Annotated in this window: 15 protein-coding genes; 13 read left to right on the forward strand and 2 right to left on the reverse strand. The window is 69.2% G+C overall.

All coding sequences use genetic code 11. From position 1 onward, the window contains the following. Positions 1 to 30 precede the first annotated feature (30 nt). The 9 genes from ACYVJ3_RS05480 to ACYVJ3_RS05520 all read left to right on the forward strand — a co-directional run bounded on the left by ACYVJ3_RS05480 (position 31) and on the right by ACYVJ3_RS05520 (position 9,641). Entirely contained in the window at positions 31 to 1,302 is a 1,272-nt protein-coding gene (locus tag ACYVJ3_RS05480; protein ID WP_460851507.1) for an MFS transporter, read from the forward strand. A gap of 152 nt (positions 1,303 to 1,454) precedes the next feature. After that, positions 1,455 to 1,826 carry a 30S ribosomal protein S12 gene (gene rpsL / locus ACYVJ3_RS05485; protein ID WP_460851508.1) on the forward strand — a complete coding sequence of 124 codons (372 nt, stop codon included), beginning with the start codon at positions 1,455 to 1,457 and terminating at the stop codon, positions 1,824 to 1,826. A gap of 1 nt (position 1,827) precedes the next feature. After that, complete coding sequence (gene rpsG / locus ACYVJ3_RS05490) at positions 1,828 to 2,298, forward strand: 30S ribosomal protein S7 (protein WP_460851509.1); 471 nt, start codon at positions 1,828 to 1,830, stop codon at positions 2,296 to 2,298. 101 nt (positions 2,299 to 2,399) lie between these two features. Then, positions 2,400 to 4,514 (forward strand): elongation factor G, encoded by a 2,115-nt coding sequence (gene fusA / locus ACYVJ3_RS05495; protein ID WP_460851510.1) that lies wholly within the window; start codon positions 2,400 to 2,402, stop codon positions 4,512 to 4,514. A gap of 81 nt (positions 4,515 to 4,595) precedes the next feature. Next, positions 4,596 to 5,789 carry an elongation factor Tu gene (gene tuf, locus ACYVJ3_RS05500; protein WP_460851511.1) on the forward strand — a complete coding sequence of 398 codons (1,194 nt, stop codon included), beginning with the start codon at positions 4,596 to 4,598 and terminating at the stop codon, positions 5,787 to 5,789. Positions 5,790 to 5,882: 93 nt separating this feature from the next. Then, entirely contained in the window at positions 5,883 to 6,608 is a 726-nt protein-coding gene (trmB, locus tag ACYVJ3_RS05505; RefSeq protein WP_460851512.1) for a tRNA (guanosine(46)-N7)-methyltransferase TrmB, read from the forward strand. Positions 6,609 to 6,872: 264 nt separating this feature from the next. Further along, entirely contained in the window at positions 6,873 to 8,252 is a 1,380-nt protein-coding gene (locus ACYVJ3_RS05510; protein WP_460851514.1) for a PhoH family protein, read from the forward strand. Positions 8,253 to 8,536: 284 nt separating this feature from the next. Then, positions 8,537 to 9,103, forward strand: a complete 567-nt coding sequence (locus ACYVJ3_RS05515) for an aggregation-promoting factor C-terminal-like domain-containing protein (RefSeq protein ID WP_460851515.1) — start codon at positions 8,537 to 8,539, stop codon at positions 9,101 to 9,103. 220 nt (positions 9,104 to 9,323) lie between these two features. Continuing rightward, positions 9,324 to 9,641, forward strand: coding sequence for a hypothetical protein (locus ACYVJ3_RS05520; RefSeq protein ID WP_460851516.1), 318 nt, complete (start codon positions 9,324 to 9,326; stop codon positions 9,639 to 9,641). Positions 9,642 to 9,648: 7 nt separating this feature from the next. On the opposite strand, the gene ACYVJ3_RS05525 is transcribed toward ACYVJ3_RS05520, so the two are convergent. Continuing rightward, a complete protein-coding gene (locus ACYVJ3_RS05525) occupies positions 9,649 to 11,037 on the reverse strand; it encodes a class II fumarate hydratase (RefSeq protein ID WP_460851517.1) in 1,389 nt (462 codons plus the stop codon). A 41-nt stretch (positions 11,038 to 11,078) separates the two neighbouring features. Between ACYVJ3_RS05525 and ACYVJ3_RS05530 the strand changes: the two genes are divergently transcribed. Next, positions 11,079 to 11,237, forward strand: a complete 159-nt coding sequence (locus ACYVJ3_RS05530; protein ID WP_460851519.1) for a hypothetical protein — start codon at positions 11,079 to 11,081, stop codon at positions 11,235 to 11,237. 14 nt (positions 11,238 to 11,251) lie between these two features. Here the strand turns inward: ACYVJ3_RS05530 and ACYVJ3_RS05535 are convergent, their stop codons facing one another. Then, positions 11,252 to 12,937 carry a fumarate hydratase gene (locus ACYVJ3_RS05535; RefSeq protein WP_460851521.1) on the reverse strand — a complete coding sequence of 562 codons (1,686 nt, stop codon included), beginning with the start codon at positions 12,935 to 12,937 and terminating at the stop codon, positions 11,252 to 11,254. A 181-nt stretch (positions 12,938 to 13,118) separates the two neighbouring features. Here ACYVJ3_RS05535 and ACYVJ3_RS05540 point away from each other — a divergent pair, with 181 nt between their 5' ends. The 3 genes from ACYVJ3_RS05540 (at position 13,119) to ACYVJ3_RS05550 (ending at position 15,577) form a co-directional block, all read left to right on the forward strand. Beyond that, positions 13,119 to 14,024, forward strand: a complete 906-nt coding sequence (locus tag ACYVJ3_RS05540) for a hypothetical protein (protein ID WP_460851523.1) — start codon at positions 13,119 to 13,121, stop codon at positions 14,022 to 14,024. A 90-nt stretch (positions 14,025 to 14,114) separates the two neighbouring features. Next, a complete protein-coding gene (locus tag ACYVJ3_RS05545; protein ID WP_460851524.1) occupies positions 14,115 to 14,699 on the forward strand; it encodes a carboxymuconolactone decarboxylase family protein in 585 nt (194 codons plus the stop codon). Continuing rightward, complete coding sequence (locus ACYVJ3_RS05550) at positions 14,696 to 15,577, forward strand: RNA polymerase sigma-70 factor (protein WP_460851525.1); 882 nt, start codon at positions 14,696 to 14,698, stop codon at positions 15,575 to 15,577. The genes ACYVJ3_RS05545 and ACYVJ3_RS05550 overlap by 4 nt, the downstream gene beginning before the upstream one ends. The last annotated feature ends 29 nt before the right edge of the window (positions 15,578 to 15,606 follow it).

Genomic DNA, 15,606 nt, shown 5'->3' on the forward strand with positions numbered 1-15,606 from the left:
CCGAACTACCGCCTCTACCTGGCGGGCAGCGTGGTGTCGAACACCGGCACCTGGATGCAGCGCGTCGCCCAGGACTGGCTGGTCCTCTCGCTCCCGGGCAACGGCGGCACCGAGCTGGGCATCACGACCGGCCTGCAGTTCCTGCCGATCCTCCTGCTCAGCCCGTACGCCGGCGTGGTCGCCGACCGCTTCCCCAAGCGCCGCCTGCTGCAGCTCACCCAGGCCACCATGGCGCTCGCCGCGCTCGCTCTCGGCACCACCGCGGCCGCCGGTGCCGCGCAGACCTGGCTGGTCTACCTGCTGGCGTTCGCGCTCGGGCTGGGAGCGGCCTTCGACGCCCCGGCCCGTCAGGCCTTCGTCTCGGAGATGGTCGGCCCGGAGGACGTCTCCAACGCCGTCGGCCTGAACTCGGCCTCGTTCAACACCGCGCGCATCATCGGACCGGCGCTGGCCGGTCTGCTGATCGGCGCTCTCGGCGGAGGGGCCACGGCGACGGGCTGGGTGATCCTGCTCAACGCCGTCTCCTTCATCGCGGTGATCGTGCAGCTGCAGCGGATGGACGAGCGCTCGCTGCACAGCCCGCGTCGTGTGGCGCGCGGTCCCGGCATGCTGCGCGAGGGCGTCGCGTACCTCTGGGGCCAGCCCAAGCTCCTGATGGTGCTGGTCGTGGTCGGGTTCGTGGGCATGTTCGGCATGAACTTCCAGATGACGTCGGCGTTGATGGCGACCCAGGCGTTCGGCAAGGGCGCGGGGGAGTACGGCCTGCTCGGCTCGGCGATGGCGGTCGGGTCCCTGTCCGGCGCCCTGATGGCGGCGGGCCGCGTCCGGATCCGGCTGCGCCTGATCCTCGGCGCCGCGGTCGCGTTCGGGGTGGCCGAGATCGTCGCTGGCCTGATGCCGGGGTACGTCGCCTTCGCGCTCTGGTGCCCGGTCCTGGGCCTGAGTGCGATCACGCTGCTCAACTCCGCGAACGCCACGATGCAGCTCGACTCGGCCCCTGCCGTGCGCGGCCGGGTGATGGCGCTCTACTTCACCGTCCTGGCCGGCGGCACCCCGATCGGCTCCCCGGTGATCGGCTGGATCGGGGCCCATCTCGGGCCGCGCTGGACCCTCCTGGTGGGCGGCTCGATGGTGCTGGTCGGGGTCGCTCTGGCCCTGCTGGTCAAGAGGTACGCCGAGGCGCGGGTCGGCCGCGTGGAAGAGGCGGCGGAACGGGTGGTGGAACAGGTGGTGGATCAGGCGGAGATCGAGCCGATTCACGCGGGAACGGGCGATTTGGCAGTTGTTCCGGCGCCCGACTAATCTCGTACCTCGTGTCTGGTCACCCGGATACTTCGCGCCTGCCCTCTCCGGCCCCTGCCGGGCGAGCGCCTGTGCGGCACGAGCAAGAAGCAGCATTCCGAGCCGAGCAAGTCGCTCGGCCGAGATGAGCAACAGGAAAGGGAACCACCAAGGTGCCCACTATCAACCAGCTGGTCCGCAAGGGCCGCCAGGACAAGGTGTCGAAGACCAAGACGCCTGCCCTGAAGGGGTCTCCGCAGCGCCGTGGCGTCTGCACCCGCGTCTACACCACCACCCCCAAGAAGCCGAACTCCGCCCTCCGGAAGGTCGCCCGTGTGCGCCTCTCCTCCGGCGTCGAGGTCACCGCTTACATCCCGGGTGAGGGTCACAACCTCCAGGAGCACTCGATCGTGCTCGTTCGCGGCGGTCGTGTGAAGGACCTGCCCGGTGTCCGCTACAAGGTCATCCGCGGCGCCCTGGACACCCAGGCCGTGAAGAACCGCAAGCAGGCGCGCAGCCGCTACGGCGCGAAGAAGGAGAAGTAGAATGCCTCGTAAGGGCCCCGCTCCTAAGCGCCCCCTCGACGTCGACCCGGTCTACGGCTCGCAGCTGGTCACCCAGCTCGTGTCCAAGGTCCTCAAGGACGGCAAGAAGCAGACCGCTCAGCGGATCGTGTACTCGGCTCTCGAGGGCACTCGCGAGAAGACCGGCACCGACCCGGTCGTGACCCTGAAGCGCGCGATGGACAACGTCCGCCCCGCCATCGAGGTCAAGTCCCGTCGTGTCGGTGGCGCGACCTACCAGGTCCCGATCGAGGTCAAGGGCACGCGTGGCACCACGCTCGCGCTGCGCTGGCTCGTCGGCTACGCCGCCGACCGTCGTGAGAAGACCATGGCCGAGCGCCTGATGAACGAGATCCTCGACGCGAGCAACGGCCTCGGTGCCGCTGTGAAGAAGCGCGAGGACACCCACAAGATGGCCGAGTCGAACAAGGCCTTCGCGCACTACCGCTGGTGATCGTCCCGGTCGGGTACGCCGAATCGGCGTACCCGACCGGTCACCGCATCCCGACCAAGCACCACCTGCTCCACCCACCAACCTAAGGAACGCTGACTCACGTGGCAGTCGAAATCACGACGGACCTGAACCAGGTCCGCAACATCGGCATCATGGCGCACATCGACGCCGGCAAGACCACCACCACCGAGCGCATCCTCTTCTACACCGGTATCTCCTACAAGATCGGTGAGGTCCACGACGGCGCAGCCACGATGGACTGGATGGAGCAGGAGCAGGAGCGCGGCATCACGATCACGTCGGCCGCGACGACCTGCTGGTGGAAGAAGCACCAGATCAACATCATCGACACCCCCGGTCACGTCGACTTCACCGTCGAGGTGGAGCGCGCCCTCCGCGTCCTCGACGGCGCCGTCGCCGTCTTCGACGGTGTGGCCGGTGTCGAGCCCCAGTCCCAGACCGTGTGGCGCCAGGCCAACAAGTACGCCGTCCCGCGGATGTGCTTCGTCAACAAGCTCGACCGCACCGGTGCGGACTTCTACCGCGTCGTCGACTCGATCATCGAGCGCCTCAACGCGACCCCGCTCGTGCTCCAGATCCCGATCGGTGCCGAGGCCGACTTCATCGGCGTCGTCGACCTGGTCGAGATGCACGCGAAGGTGTGGCGCGGCGAGACCCAGATGGGTGAGGACTACACGGTCGAGGAGATCCCGGCCGACCTCGCCGACAAGGCCGCCGAGTACCGCGAGAAGCTCGTCGAGACCCTCGCCGAGGCCGACGACGACATCATGGAGGTCTACCTCGAGGACGGTGACGTCTTCGACGTCCCGACCCTGAAGGCCGCCATCCGTCGCGCGACGCTCGCCGACAAGCTCAACCCGATCCTCACCGGCACCGCGTTCAAGAACAAGGGCGTCCAGCCCCTGCTCGACGCCGTCATCGACTACCTGCCGTCCCCGATGGACGTCGAGGCGATCGTCGGTCACAAGCCGAACGACGAGAACGTCGAGATCTCGCGCCAGCCCAGCGACAGCGAGCCGTTCTCCGGCCTGGCGTTCAAGATCGCCTCCGACCCGCACCTCGGCAAGCTGATCTACGTCCGCGTCTACTCCGGCAAGCTGGAGGCCGGCGCGACCGTCGTCAACGCCTCCAACGGCCGCAAGGAGCGGATCGGCAAGGTCTACCAGATGCACGCCAACAAGCGTGAGGAGATCGCGTCGGTCGGCGCCGGCCAGATCGTGGCCGTCATGGGTCTGAAGGACACCAAGACCGGTCACACGCTCGCCGACCCGCAGAACCCGGTCGTGCTCGAGTCGATGACCTTCCCGGCCCCGGTGATCGAGGTCGCCATCGAGCCCAAGACCAAGTCCGACCAGGAGAAGCTCGGCGTCGCCATCCAGCGCCTCGCCGAGGAGGACCCGACCTTCGTCGTCAAGACCGACGAGGAGACGGGCCAGACCATCATCGCCGGCATGGGCGAGCTCCACCTGGAGATCCTGGTCGACCGCATGAAGCGCGAGTTCAAGGTCGAGGCCACCGTCGGCAAGCCGCAGGTCGCCTACCGCGAGACCATCCGCAACAAGGTCTCCAACCACAGCTACACCCACAAGAAGCAGACCGGTGGTTCGGGTCAGTTCGCCAAGGTGGTCGTCTCCCTCGAGCCGAACATCGACCCCGAGACCGGCCTGGGTGCTGGCTACGAGTTCTGCAACAACGTCTCTGGTGGTCGTGTCCCGCGGGAGTACATCCCCTCGGTCGACAACGGCGGCCAGGAGGCCATGGAGTTCGGTGTTCTCGCCGGCTACCCCATGACGGACGTGAAGTTCTCGCTCGAGGACGGCGCCTACCACGACGTCGACTCGTCCGAGCTCGCGTTCAAGATCGCTGGTCTGCAGGCGTTCAAGGAGGCCGCTCGCCAGGCGAAGCCGGTCCTCCTCGAGCCGATGTTCGCCGTGGAGGTGACCACCCCCGAGAGCTTCCTCGGCACGGTCATCGGTGACATCAACAGCCGTCGCGGCCAGATCCGCGCGCAGGAGGAGCGTCACGGCGACATCGTCGTGGCAGCCCTCGTGCCGCTGTCCGAGATGTTCGGGTACGTTGGCGACCTGAGGTCCAAGACCTCTGGTCAGGCGTCGTACTCGATGGAGTTCGACTCGTACGCCGAGGTTCCCACGAACGTCGCCGACGAGATCATCAAGAAGGCTCGTGGCGAGTGACCTTCGGGTCATCCACCGCGTGCCCTCGGCGCACCACCCCTTTCAGTACGAGTCAAGTAACAATCCCAGGAGGAGCCAGCAATGGCTAAGGCCAAGTTCGAGCGCACCAAGCCGCACGTCAACATCGGCACGATCGGTCACATCGACCACGGCAAGACCACGCTGACCGCGGCGATCTCGAAGGTCCTGCACGACAAGTACCCGGACCTCAACGAGGCTTCGCCGTTCGACCAGATCGACAAGGCTCCCGAGGAGCGCCAGCGCGGTATCACGATCTCGATCGCTCACATCGAGTACCAGACCGAGGCGCGCCACTACGCCCACGTCGACTGCCCCGGTCACGCCGACTACATCAAGAACATGATCACCGGTGCTGCCCAGATGGACGGCGCGATCCTGGTCGTGGCCGCCACCGACGGCCCGATGCCGCAGACCCGCGAGCACGTCCTGCTCGCCCGCCAGGTCGGCGTCCCCGCCCTGGTCGTCGCCCTGAACAAGTGCGACATGGTCGACGACGAGGAGCTCATCGAGCTCGTCGAGATGGAGGTGCGCGAGCTCCTCTCCGAGTACGAGTTCCCGGGCGACGACGTTCCGGTCGTTCGCGTTGCGGCCTTCCCGGCCCTCAACGGCGACGCCAAGTGGGGCGAGTCGGTTGCCGAGCTCATGGCTGCGGTCGACGAGTACATCCCCCAGCCCGAGCGTGACACGGACAAGCCGTTCCTCATGCCCGTCGAGGACGTCTTCACGATCACCGGTCGTGGCACCGTCATCACCGGTCGTATCGAGCGCGGCATCGTCAAGGTCGGCGAGGACGTCGAGATCATCGGCATCCGCGAGGTCGCCCAGAAGTCGACCGTCACCGGCGTCGAGATGTTCCGCAAGCTGCTCGACGAGGGCCAGGCGGGCGAGAACGTCGGTCTGCTCCTCCGTGGCACCAAGCGCGAGGACATCGAGCGCGGCATGGTCGTCATCAAGCCGGGCACCACGACCCCGCACACCAACTTCGAGGCCTCGGTCTACATCCTCTCGAAGGAGGAGGGCGGCCGCCACACGCCGTTCTTCAACAACTACCGTCCGCAGTTCTACTTCCGTACGACTGACGTGACCGGCGTTGTGACCCTGCCCGAGGGCACCGAGATGGTCATGCCGGGTGACAACACCGAGATGTCGGTGGAGCTCATCCAGCCCATCGCCATGGACGAGGGTCTGCGCTTCGCGATCCGCGAGGGTGGCCGCACCGTCGGCGCCGGCCGGGTCACCAAGATCACCAAGTGATCGACTGATTCACCGGGGAGGCCCCGCTCAGCTTCGGCTGGGCGGGGCCTCCTGCATTTCGGCGTACGTCGCCGCTGCCGGGAGAATGGGGCCGTGTCGTCGCATCAGCTTCCGCCCGCTCGTCCGCACCACAAGAAGACGCCGGACGGCCGACCGGTCCGCGAGGTGCTGACCTACAGCCGACGCGGGTCGCGGCTCTCGACGACGCAGCAGCAGGCCTGGGACGCGTACGCCGACGCGTGGGTCATCCCCGACGCGGCCGTGGACGCCGACGACTTCACCTGGTCGGACTGGTTCGGCCGCGAGGCGCCGCTGGTCATCGAGATCGGCGGGGGCATCGGCGAGGCGACCGCGGCCCTGGCCGCGACCCGTCCCGACTGCAACTTCCTCGCGCTCGAGGTCTGGGCGCCCGGCGTGGCCGAAGGGCTGGGCCGGGTCGGCAAGGCCGGCCTGGACAACGTGCGGTTCTGCTCCGTCGATGCGGTGTGGCTCTTCGAGCGCCACCTCGCCGAGCAGTCGGTGCACGAGCTGATGACGTTCTTCCCGGATCCGTGGCACAAGACGCGTCACCACAAGCGGCGGCTGGTCACCCCGCCCCATGCCGCCCTGCTCGCCTCGCGCCTGGTGGTCGGGGCGACCTGGCACCTGGCCACGGACTGGCCGGAGTACGCCGAGCAGATGGTGGAGGTGCTCGACGCGGAGCCGCTCCTCGAGGGCGGTGTCGTCGAGCGCTGGGCCGAGCGGCCGCTGACCAAGTTCGAGCGCAAGGGCATCCGCGCCGAGCGGGTCATCACCGACCTGGCCTACCGCCGGGTCTGACCTCCGGCGACGTCCGGCCGATCCCTGCGTTCACCCCCGGGATCGGGCGTGTCGCGGACTTGGGTTGCCGTGCCGGCGTACTTTCGAAGCAACGGCGGGTGGGGAAGCCCGCCTCATCTGGAGGCCCGAACGTGACTGATCACGGCTTGATCGCCCTGAGGGCGGTGAGGCGCCGGCACCCCGGCGTTCGGGTTTTCTCCCGGTCCATCTGCGAGGAATAGGGCCGGGCGCGGGTGCGCGCGCATGGCCGGTGAGGTGAACGTCGTGGCAACCACGAAGGCACAGACCGCAGCGCGCAAGCCCCGCACCGCCAAGACCTCCGCTGGCAAGGCTGCGGGCAGCCGTACGCCGCAGCGGCGTACCTATGTCATCGACACGAGCGTGCTGCTCGCCGACCCGGGCTCGTTGCGCCGGTTCGCCGAGCACGAGGTCGTGCTGCCGGTGGTCGTGATCACCGAGCTCGAGGGCAAGCGGCACCACCCCGAGCTCGGGTTCTTCGCCCGCGGGGCGCTGCGGATCCTGGACGAGCTGCGCATCGAGCACGGTCGCCTCGACACCGCCGTACCGATCGGCGACGAGGGCGGCACCCTGCGCGTCGAGCTCAACCACACCGACCCGACCACGTTGCCGTCCGGCTTCCGCCTCGGCGACAACGACACCCGCATCCTCGCGGTCGCGCGCAACCTCGCCAACGAGGGCAACGACGTCGTCCTGGTCTCCAAGGACCTGCCGCTGCGGATCAAGGCGTCCGCGGTCGGCCTGGCGGCCGAGGAGTACCGTGCCGAGGCTGTCTCCGCCTCCGACACCGGCTACAGCGGGATGGCCGAGCTCGAGGTCTCCGGCTCCGAGATCGACGAGCTCTACACCGACGGCACCCTCGACATCGACGCCGCGCGCGACCTGCCGTGCAACAGCGGTCTGGTCCTGCTCTCCGAGCGCGGTACGGCGCTGGGCCGGGTCGGCGCCGACAAGCAGGTCCACCTGGTGCGTGGCGACCGGGAGGCGTTCGGCATCCACGGCCGCTCGGCCGAGCAGCGGATCGCGCTGGAGATGCTGCTCGACCCGGAGGTCGGCATCGTGTCCCTGGGCGGGCGGGCCGGTACCGGCAAGTCCGCGATGGCGTTGTGTGCCGGCCTCGAGGCCGTGATGGAGCGCCAGCAGCACAAGAAGGTCATCATCTTCCGGCCGCTGTTCGCGGTCGGCGGCCAGGAGCTCGGCTACCTGCCGGGCAGTGCCGAGGAGAAGATGGGCCCGTGGGGCCAGGCCGTCTTCGACACCCTGGGCGCGCTGACCTCCACCGAGGTCGTCGAGGAGATCATGGCGCGCGGCATGCTCGAGGTGCTGCCGCTGACCCACATCCGCGGCCGCTCGCTGCACGACGCGTTCGTGATCGTCGACGAGGCGCAGTCGCTGGAACGCAACGTCCTGCTGACCGTGCTCTCCCGCATCGGCGCCAACTCCAAGGTCGTCCTGACCCACGACGTGGCCCAGCGCGACAACCTCCGGGTGGGCCGCCACGACGGCATCGTCGCGGTCGTGGAGAAGCTCAAGGGGCACCCGCTGTTCGCCCACGTCACGCTCACCCGCTCCGAGCGCTCGCCGATCGCAGCCCTGGTCACCGAGATGCTGGAGAACGTCGTCTGACGGCGCGTCGGAGGGTCGCTTGTGACCCGTGAGGCGGGTGTGTCCAGAGTCGTTGTGGACACACCCGTCGCCGACTTGATCCCTGTCCCCGGGTCAGGCATGGTGAACCGGTCGCTCGGGCTCCGGCTGGGATGCCGGACATTCTCGGACGAGCTGACAGCCCCTTTGTCGCCCACCCAGGACGAGACCTCTTGTCGAACAGCCATCGGCCCGCGCCCAAGCACCGCGGAGTCCCTCGACATGCCCACATCGCAGAAGCCCCGAAGCGCGCCGTACGCAACACGGTGCTCCTCTCCTCCGTCGCCGCCGCCGTCACCGGTGTCTCGGTCGGCGCCGGGCTGCTCGGCAAGGACGCCGGCGCCGGCACCGCCGACCTGAGCAGCTCGCTGGTCGCCGAGGGCTCGCCGCTGAGCGGCTCGAGCTCCGCCACCGCACCCACCCGCGAGGCCGTGGTCTCCCGTGGCGACGCGCGCCCCGCCGTCGATCCGGCCAAGCTCGGCACGGCCGTCGACGACCAGCCGTCGGCCGTCACCGGGACCCGCACGCTGTCCCAGTCCGACCCCAAGGACGTCGCCCGCGCGCTGCTGAGCGACTACGGCTTCAGCATCGGCCAGTTCGGCTGCCTGGAGTCCCTGTGGAACCGCGAGTCCGGCTGGCGCACCACTGCCGCCAACCCCTCCGGCGCCTACGGCATCCCGCAGGCCCTGCCCGGCTCGAAGATGTCCTCCGCCGGCCCCGACTGGCAGCACAACGCCGAGACCCAGATCCGCTGGGGCCTGGGCTACATCCGCGACCGCTACGGCTCCCCGTGCGGCGCCTGGGGCCACTCCGAGTCCCACGGCTGGTACTAGGCGACTGAGCGCAGGTCGCCCGTCCGCCCAGGAACCCACCGCGCGCGCTCGCCGGGTCGCCGACGCCGCGGCCGATCCGCTCGGCACGGTGCGCGCGATGTGCGCTGAACAGGGGGCGACACGCTGAGCGGGGGCTGCTCCTTCCGCTGCGGAGCGTCCGAGGGGCATGATCGAGGAAATTCTCCTGCGCTCTCGGCGCATCAGCGGAAGGGAATCTCCAATGGATCTCGTGTGGACCATCATCGTCACCCTCGTGGGTGGCCTCATCCTGGGCATCCTGGGCAAGTTCCTCGCTCCCGGCGGCAAGGACAACATCCCGCTCGGCCTCACGGTCGTCTGCGGCATCATCGGCATGCTCGCCGGCAGCTTCATCTACTGGGGCCTCTTCGGCCACAACAACCCGAACTTCGACGGCCATCCGGCCAGGTGGGACAACGCGACGAACCAGATCGACTGGATCCGTCACCTGTGGCAGGTCGGCACGGCCGCCGTCGCGGTCATGGTCGCGTCCGCGGTCACCGGACGCAGCAAGGCCTGATCCAGGTCTAGAGCATCGTGCGTACGTCGAGCGCGGCGTCCAGCTCCTCCGAGCTGATCTCGCCGCGCTCGACGTACCCCATCTCCAGGACGGTCTCGCGGATGGTCGCGCCGTCCGCCACCGCCTTCTTGGCGATCTTGGCCGCCGCCTCGTAGCCGATCAGCTTGTTCAGCGGCGTCACGACCGAAGGGGAGCCCTCGGCGTACTTGCGCATCCTGGCCTCGTCGGCCGTGATGCCGTCGATGCAGCGGGTCGCGAGCGTGCGGCTCGTGGCGGCGAGCAGGCGGATCGACTCCAGCACGTTGCGGGCGAGCACCGGCATGGCGACGTTCAGCTCGAAGCTGCCGCTGGCGCCGGCGGCGGTCACCGTGGCGTCGTTGCCGATCACCTGCATGCAGACCATCACCGTCGCCTCCGGAAGGACCGGGTTCACCTTGCCGGGCATGATGCTCGAGCCGGGCTGGAGGTCGGGCAGGTGGATCTCGGCCAGCCCGGTGGTCGGCCCCGAGCCCATCCAACGCAGGTCGTTGCAGATCTTGGTCAGGCCGACGGCGTACGTCTTGAGGACGCCGGAGAGCTCGACCAGGGAGTCGCGGGTGCCCTGGGCCTCGAAGTGGTTGCGGGCCTCGGTGAAGCTCTGGTGGGTCGCGGCGTTGAGCGCGTCGATGGCGGCCTGGGCGAAGCCGCGCGGGGTGTTGATGCCGGTGCCGACGGCGGTGCCGCCGAGGGGGAGCTCACGTACCCGGGGGAGCACGCCGACCAGCCGCTCGGTCGCCAGCTCGACCGTGGCGGCGTACCCGCCGAACTCCTGACCGAGGGTGACCGGGGTGGCGTCCATCAGGTGCGTGCGACCTGACTTCACCACGTCGTGGAACGCGGCGGCCTTGCGCTCGAGCGCGCCGGAGAGGGTGGCGATCGACGGGAGCAGGTCACGGGTGACGGCGAGCGAGGCGGCCACGTGGATCGCGGTCGGGAAGACGTCGTTGCTGGACTGGCTGGCGTTGACGTGGTCGTTGGGGTGGACCTCCACGCCGTCCCTGGCGGCCAACGATGCGATGACCTCGTTGGCGTTCATGTTGGAGCTGGTGCCGGAGCCGGTCTGGAAGACGTCGATCGGGAAGTGGGCGTCGTGCTTGCCCTGGGCGACCTCGCGAGCCGCGGCCCTGATGGCGCCGGCCTGCTCCTCGGTGAGGACCTCGAGGCCCGCGTTGGCGACCGCTGCGGCGGCCTTGACCTCGCCCAGCGCGTGGATCAGGGCCGGCTCGATCGGCGTACCGCTGATCGGGAAGTTCTCGACCGCCCGCTGGGTCTGCGCCCGCCACAGCGCGTCGACCGGGACCTGGACCTCACCCATCGAGTCGTGCTCGATCCTGAACTCCGCGTTCTGCTCGCTCATGATCGCGACGTTACCCGCGCACGCATCGGGTACGGGACCCCATGAGCGAGAACCAGGAGCATTCCGAGGGACAAGTGTCCGAGATGGCCGACCTGGCCGATGAGGGTCAGGAGCCGATCCCACCGGAGGACGGCGGCGCCCCCGGGCCGGGTGCGGCCCCGCCGGAGAACGCCCGGGAGAACGAGTACGACAAGGACTGACCCCGTCGGCGTCGCTACTCGGCCGAGCGCACCCGCAGGCCGGAGATCGGGACGGTGACGGCCCCACTCGGGTCGGTGAAGAAGTCGTTGCCCTTGTCGTCGACCACGATGAAGGCCGGGAAGTCCTCGACGTCGATCTTCCACACGGCCTCCATGCCGAGCTCGGGGTACTCCAGCACCTCCTGGCTCTTGATGCAGTCCTGCGCCAGGCGGGCGGCGGGGCCACCGATGGAGCCGAGGTAGAAGCCGCCGTACTGGTCGCACGCCTCGGTGACCTGCTTGGAGCGGTTGCCCTTGGCGAGCATGACCATCGAGCCGCCGGCGGCCTGGAAGGACTTCACGTAGGAGTCCATCCGGCCGGCCGTGGTGGGGCCGAACGAGCCCGACGCCATGCCCTCGGGGGTCTTGGCCGGGCCGGCGTAGTAGACGGGGTGGTTCTTCAGGTAGTCGGGCATCTCCTCGCCGGCGTCCAGGCGCTCCTGGATCTTGGCGTGGGCGATGTCGCGGGCCACGACCAGCGGACCCGTCAGCGAGAGCCGGGTCTTGACGGGGTGCTTCGAGAGCTCGGCGAGGATCTCGCTCATCGGCTGCGTCAGGTCGATCTTGACGACCTCGCCGCCCTGGATGAGGTGCTGCTCCTCGGGGTCGGGGAGGTACTGCGCCGGGTCGGTCTCGAGCTGCTCGAGGAAGACACCGTCGGCGGTGATCTTGCCGAGCGCCTGGCGGTCGGCCGAGCAGGACACCGCGATCGCGATCGGGCAGCTGGCGCCGTGGCGGGGGAGGCGGACGACGCGGACGTCGTGGCAGAAGTACTTGCCGCCGAACTGCGCACCGATGCCGAAGGACTGGGTCAGCTTGAAGACCTCCTCCTCCAGCTCGAGGTCGCGGAAGCCGTGGGCGTCCATGCTGCCCTCGGTGGGGAGGTTGTCGAGGTAGTGCGCGCTGGCGTACTTGGCCGTCTTGAGCGCGAACTCCGCGCTCGTGCCGCCGATGACGACGGCGAGGTGGTACGGCGGGCACGCGGCCGTGCCGAGCGACTTGAGCTTCTCGTCGAGGAACTCCAGCAGGCGCTTGGGGTTCAGGACCGCCTTCGTCTCCTGGTAGAGGAATGACTTGTTGGCCGAGCCGCCGCCCTTGGCCATGAAGAGGAACTTGTACTCCGGGCCCTTCTCGCCCTGCTGGGTGGAGTAGAGCTCGATCTGTGCCGGCAGGTTGGTGCCGGTGTTCTTCTCGTCGTACGTCGTCAGCGGTGCCAGCTGGGAGTAGCGCAGGTTGAGCTTGGTGTAGGCGTCGTACACGCCCTTGCTGACCCACTCGGCGTCGTCGGCGCCGGTCAGGACGCCCTCGGACTTCTTGCCCATCACGATCGCGGTGCCGGTGTCCTGGCACATCGGCAGCACGCCGCCGGCGGAGATGTTGACGTTCTTGAGCAGGTCGAGCGCGACGAAGCGGTCGTTGCCCGAGGCCTCGGGGTCGTCGATGATCTTGCGCAGCTGCTTGAGGTGCGCGGGGCGCAGGTAGTGGCTGATGTCGTGCATCGCCTCGGCGGTCAGCTGCTGGATGACCGCAGGGTCGACCTTGAGGAACGTCTGGCCGTCGACCTCGAAGGTCTCGACACCCTCCTCGGTGATCAGGCGGTAAGGAGTGTCGTCCTTGCCGATGGGGAGGAGGTCGGAGTACCGGAACTCTGCGTCAGCCACGGCAACCGAGGATATCGGGAGATGGTGTCGCCCCTCGTCCCGACCGGAGAACGGACCGATCGGGGCCGCTGCCGACAAGCTGCGGCGCCGACGGCACGTGCGCGTGCTCGATCGGTCCGCCTTCCGGCAGCCCTGTGGATGACGAACGGCACGCCGCGCGCGCAGAGGGTAGGAAGGTGGCGTGCCCGAGCCCGACCTGACCACCGCCGAAGCGCTGTTGCGCCTCGGCGGTGTCGCGGCCCGGCGGGAGGTCCTCGCCGTGGTCTCGCGGGCGTCCCTCGAGCGCGCGGTCGAGCTCGGCGAGGTGGTGCGCGTCGCGCGCGGGCGCTACGCCCTGCCCGGGGTGGATGGCGCGATCCGGGCGGCTCACGCTGTCCGCGGCGTGCTCTGTCTCGAGTCCGCGGCGCTCGCCCTCGGGTGGGCGGTCAAGACGCCGCCTCCGCGGCCTCGGGTCGCCGTCCCCAAGCACCGCCGCGTGCCCGCCCGCGGCGACATCGACCTCCACTGGGTCGATCTGCTGCCCGAGGAGCACGTCGACGGACGCACGACCACGGACCGCACCCTCGTCGACTGCCTGCGCTTGCTGGACTTTCCCGATGCGCTGGCTGTGGCGGACTCCGCGCTCCGCTCGGGCTACTCGGCCACTCGGCTGCGTGCGATCTGCCGCGACCTCCGGGGGCCGGGGAGCAAGCAGGCGCGTCGGGTCGCCGCGGTGGCTGACGGCCGCGCTGCCAACCCTTTCGAGTCGGCGCTGCGGGCGATCGCCCTCGACGTCCCGGGCCTTGCCGTCGTGCCTCAGGTGGGCATCCGTCAGCCGCACTTCCTCGGCCGTCCCGACCTCGTCGACGAAGCGCTGGGGATGGCGCTGGAGGCCGATTCGTTCGAGTGGCATGGCGATCGCGCCGCACTCGCCAGGGACGCCCGGCGCTACGACGAGCTGGTGGTCAACGGCTGGCTCGTGCTGCGCTTCGCCTGGGAGGACGTCATGTTCGATCCCGACTGGGTCGCGTCTGTCCTGCGGCGGGCGACCGCAGAACGGACCGATCAGCTCTGTCCGGGCTGCCGTCACGCTCGGCAGGTCGCATAGGGAGCACGATTGGTCCGTTCTGCGGTGTCACAACGGGGAGCCGACCGGTGTCTGGATGTTCATCACCCCACCGACACCGCAGGAGCAGTCATGACCACCCGCATCACCCCCGCCCCCATCACCGGCCCCTACGGCGCCGTCATGAAGCGGTTCGCCACCAAGATGTTCGGCAAGGTGCCCGAGCCGCTGGGGATCTACTGGCACAACCGCAAGGTGCTCGGCACCTACTTCAAGGTCAGCACGGGCGCGAACAAGTGGGACGCGTGCGACCCCAACCTCAAGTCCTTCGCGCACATGGCGACCTCGGCCCTCACCGGCTGCAGCTGGTGCCTGGACTTCGGCTACTTCCACGCCTTCAACGACAAGCTCGACGTCGACAAGGCGCGTGAGGTGCCGCGCTGGCGCGAGTCGACGCTCTTCACGCCGCTCGAGCGCGACGTCCTGGAGTACGCCGAGGCGATGACCCTCACGCCGCCCACCGTCACCGACGCGATGGCCAACAACCTGCGCGAGCAGCTCGGCGAGCCGGCGTACGTCGAGCTCACCGCGTGGATCGCGGTGGCCAACTTCTACAACCGCTCGAACATCGCCTTCGGCGTCGAGTCCGAGGGGTACGCCGACGCGTGCGAGCTCAAGCCGCTGACCGCCCGCGCCGCCGTACGCTCGGACGCATGAGCGAGGCCGATCCGTTCGTCACCCACCGCAGCCTGCTCTTCACCGTCGCCTACGAGATGCTCGGCTCCGCCGCCGACGCCGAGGACGTCGTGCAGGAGACGTGGCTGGCGTGGGACCGCCTCGGCGAGGAGGCGCGCGCGGACGTCCGCGACCCACGCGCCTACCTCGTCCGGGCGACGACGCGGCAGGCGCTCAACCGGCTGCGGACGATGGCGCGGCGACGCGAGGAGTACGTCGGCGAGTGGCTGCCCGAGCCGCTGCTGGTCACCCCGGACGTGGCCGAGGACGTCGAGCTCGCCGAGAGCGTCTCGATGGCGATGCTCACGGTCTTGGAGACCTTGACGCCGACCGAGCGGGCGGTCTTCGTGCTGCGCGAGGTCTTCGACGTGCCGTACGACGAGATCGCCGGGGCCGTGGACAAGTCGGCGGCCGCCGTACGCCAGATCGCGCACCGGGCGCGCTCGCACGTCGCCGCACGCCGGCCGCGGGTCGAGGTCGACCGCGGCGACCAGCAGCGGATCCTGGAGCGCTGCATGGAGGCGATGCGGACGGCCGACATCCAGGGCCTGATCGACGTGATGGCGCCCGACGTCGTGCTCGTCACCGACGGCGGCGGCATCAAGAAGGCCGCGCTGCGCCCGATCATCGGCGCCGAGAAGGTGCTGCGCTTCCTGGCGGCCGTTGCGCCGCCGGCCGGGGCGACGGTGACCCAACGGATCCTGGTCAACGGCGAGCCCGGGCTGCGCTTCGACGTCGACGACGAGCTCGACACCGTCCTGTCGGCCGACGTCGTGGACGGCCTGGTCGTGCGGATCTACGTCGTCCGCAACCCGCACAAGCTCGGGCGGCTCGGCGAGGCGATCACGCTCAGTCGGTGAGGGTCGGGTGCCGATGGCCTAGCATCGGG

The sequence above is a fragment of the Nocardioides montaniterrae genome, assembly GCF_054782655.1.

Coding starts and splice junctions, on each gene's coding strand:
- rpsG (WP_460851509.1), top strand. CDS start 1,828: ATGCCTCGTAAGGGCCCCGCTCCTAAGCGCCCCCTCGACGTCGACCCG.
- tuf (WP_460851511.1), top strand. CDS start 4,596: ATGGCTAAGGCCAAGTTCGAGCGCACCAAGCCGCACGTCAACATCGGC.
- ACYVJ3_RS05520 (WP_460851516.1), top strand. CDS start 9,324: ATGGATCTCGTGTGGACCATCATCGTCACCCTCGTGGGTGGCCTCATC.
- ACYVJ3_RS05525 (WP_460851517.1), bottom strand. CDS start 11,037: ATGAGCGAGCAGAACGCGGAGTTCAGGATCGAGCACGACTCGATGGGT.
- ACYVJ3_RS05530 (WP_460851519.1), top strand. CDS start 11,079: ATGAGCGAGAACCAGGAGCATTCCGAGGGACAAGTGTCCGAGATGGCC.
- ACYVJ3_RS05545 (WP_460851524.1), top strand. CDS start 14,115: ATGACCACCCGCATCACCCCCGCCCCCATCACCGGCCCCTACGGCGCC.
- ACYVJ3_RS05550 (WP_460851525.1), top strand. CDS start 14,696: ATGAGCGAGGCCGATCCGTTCGTCACCCACCGCAGCCTGCTCTTCACC.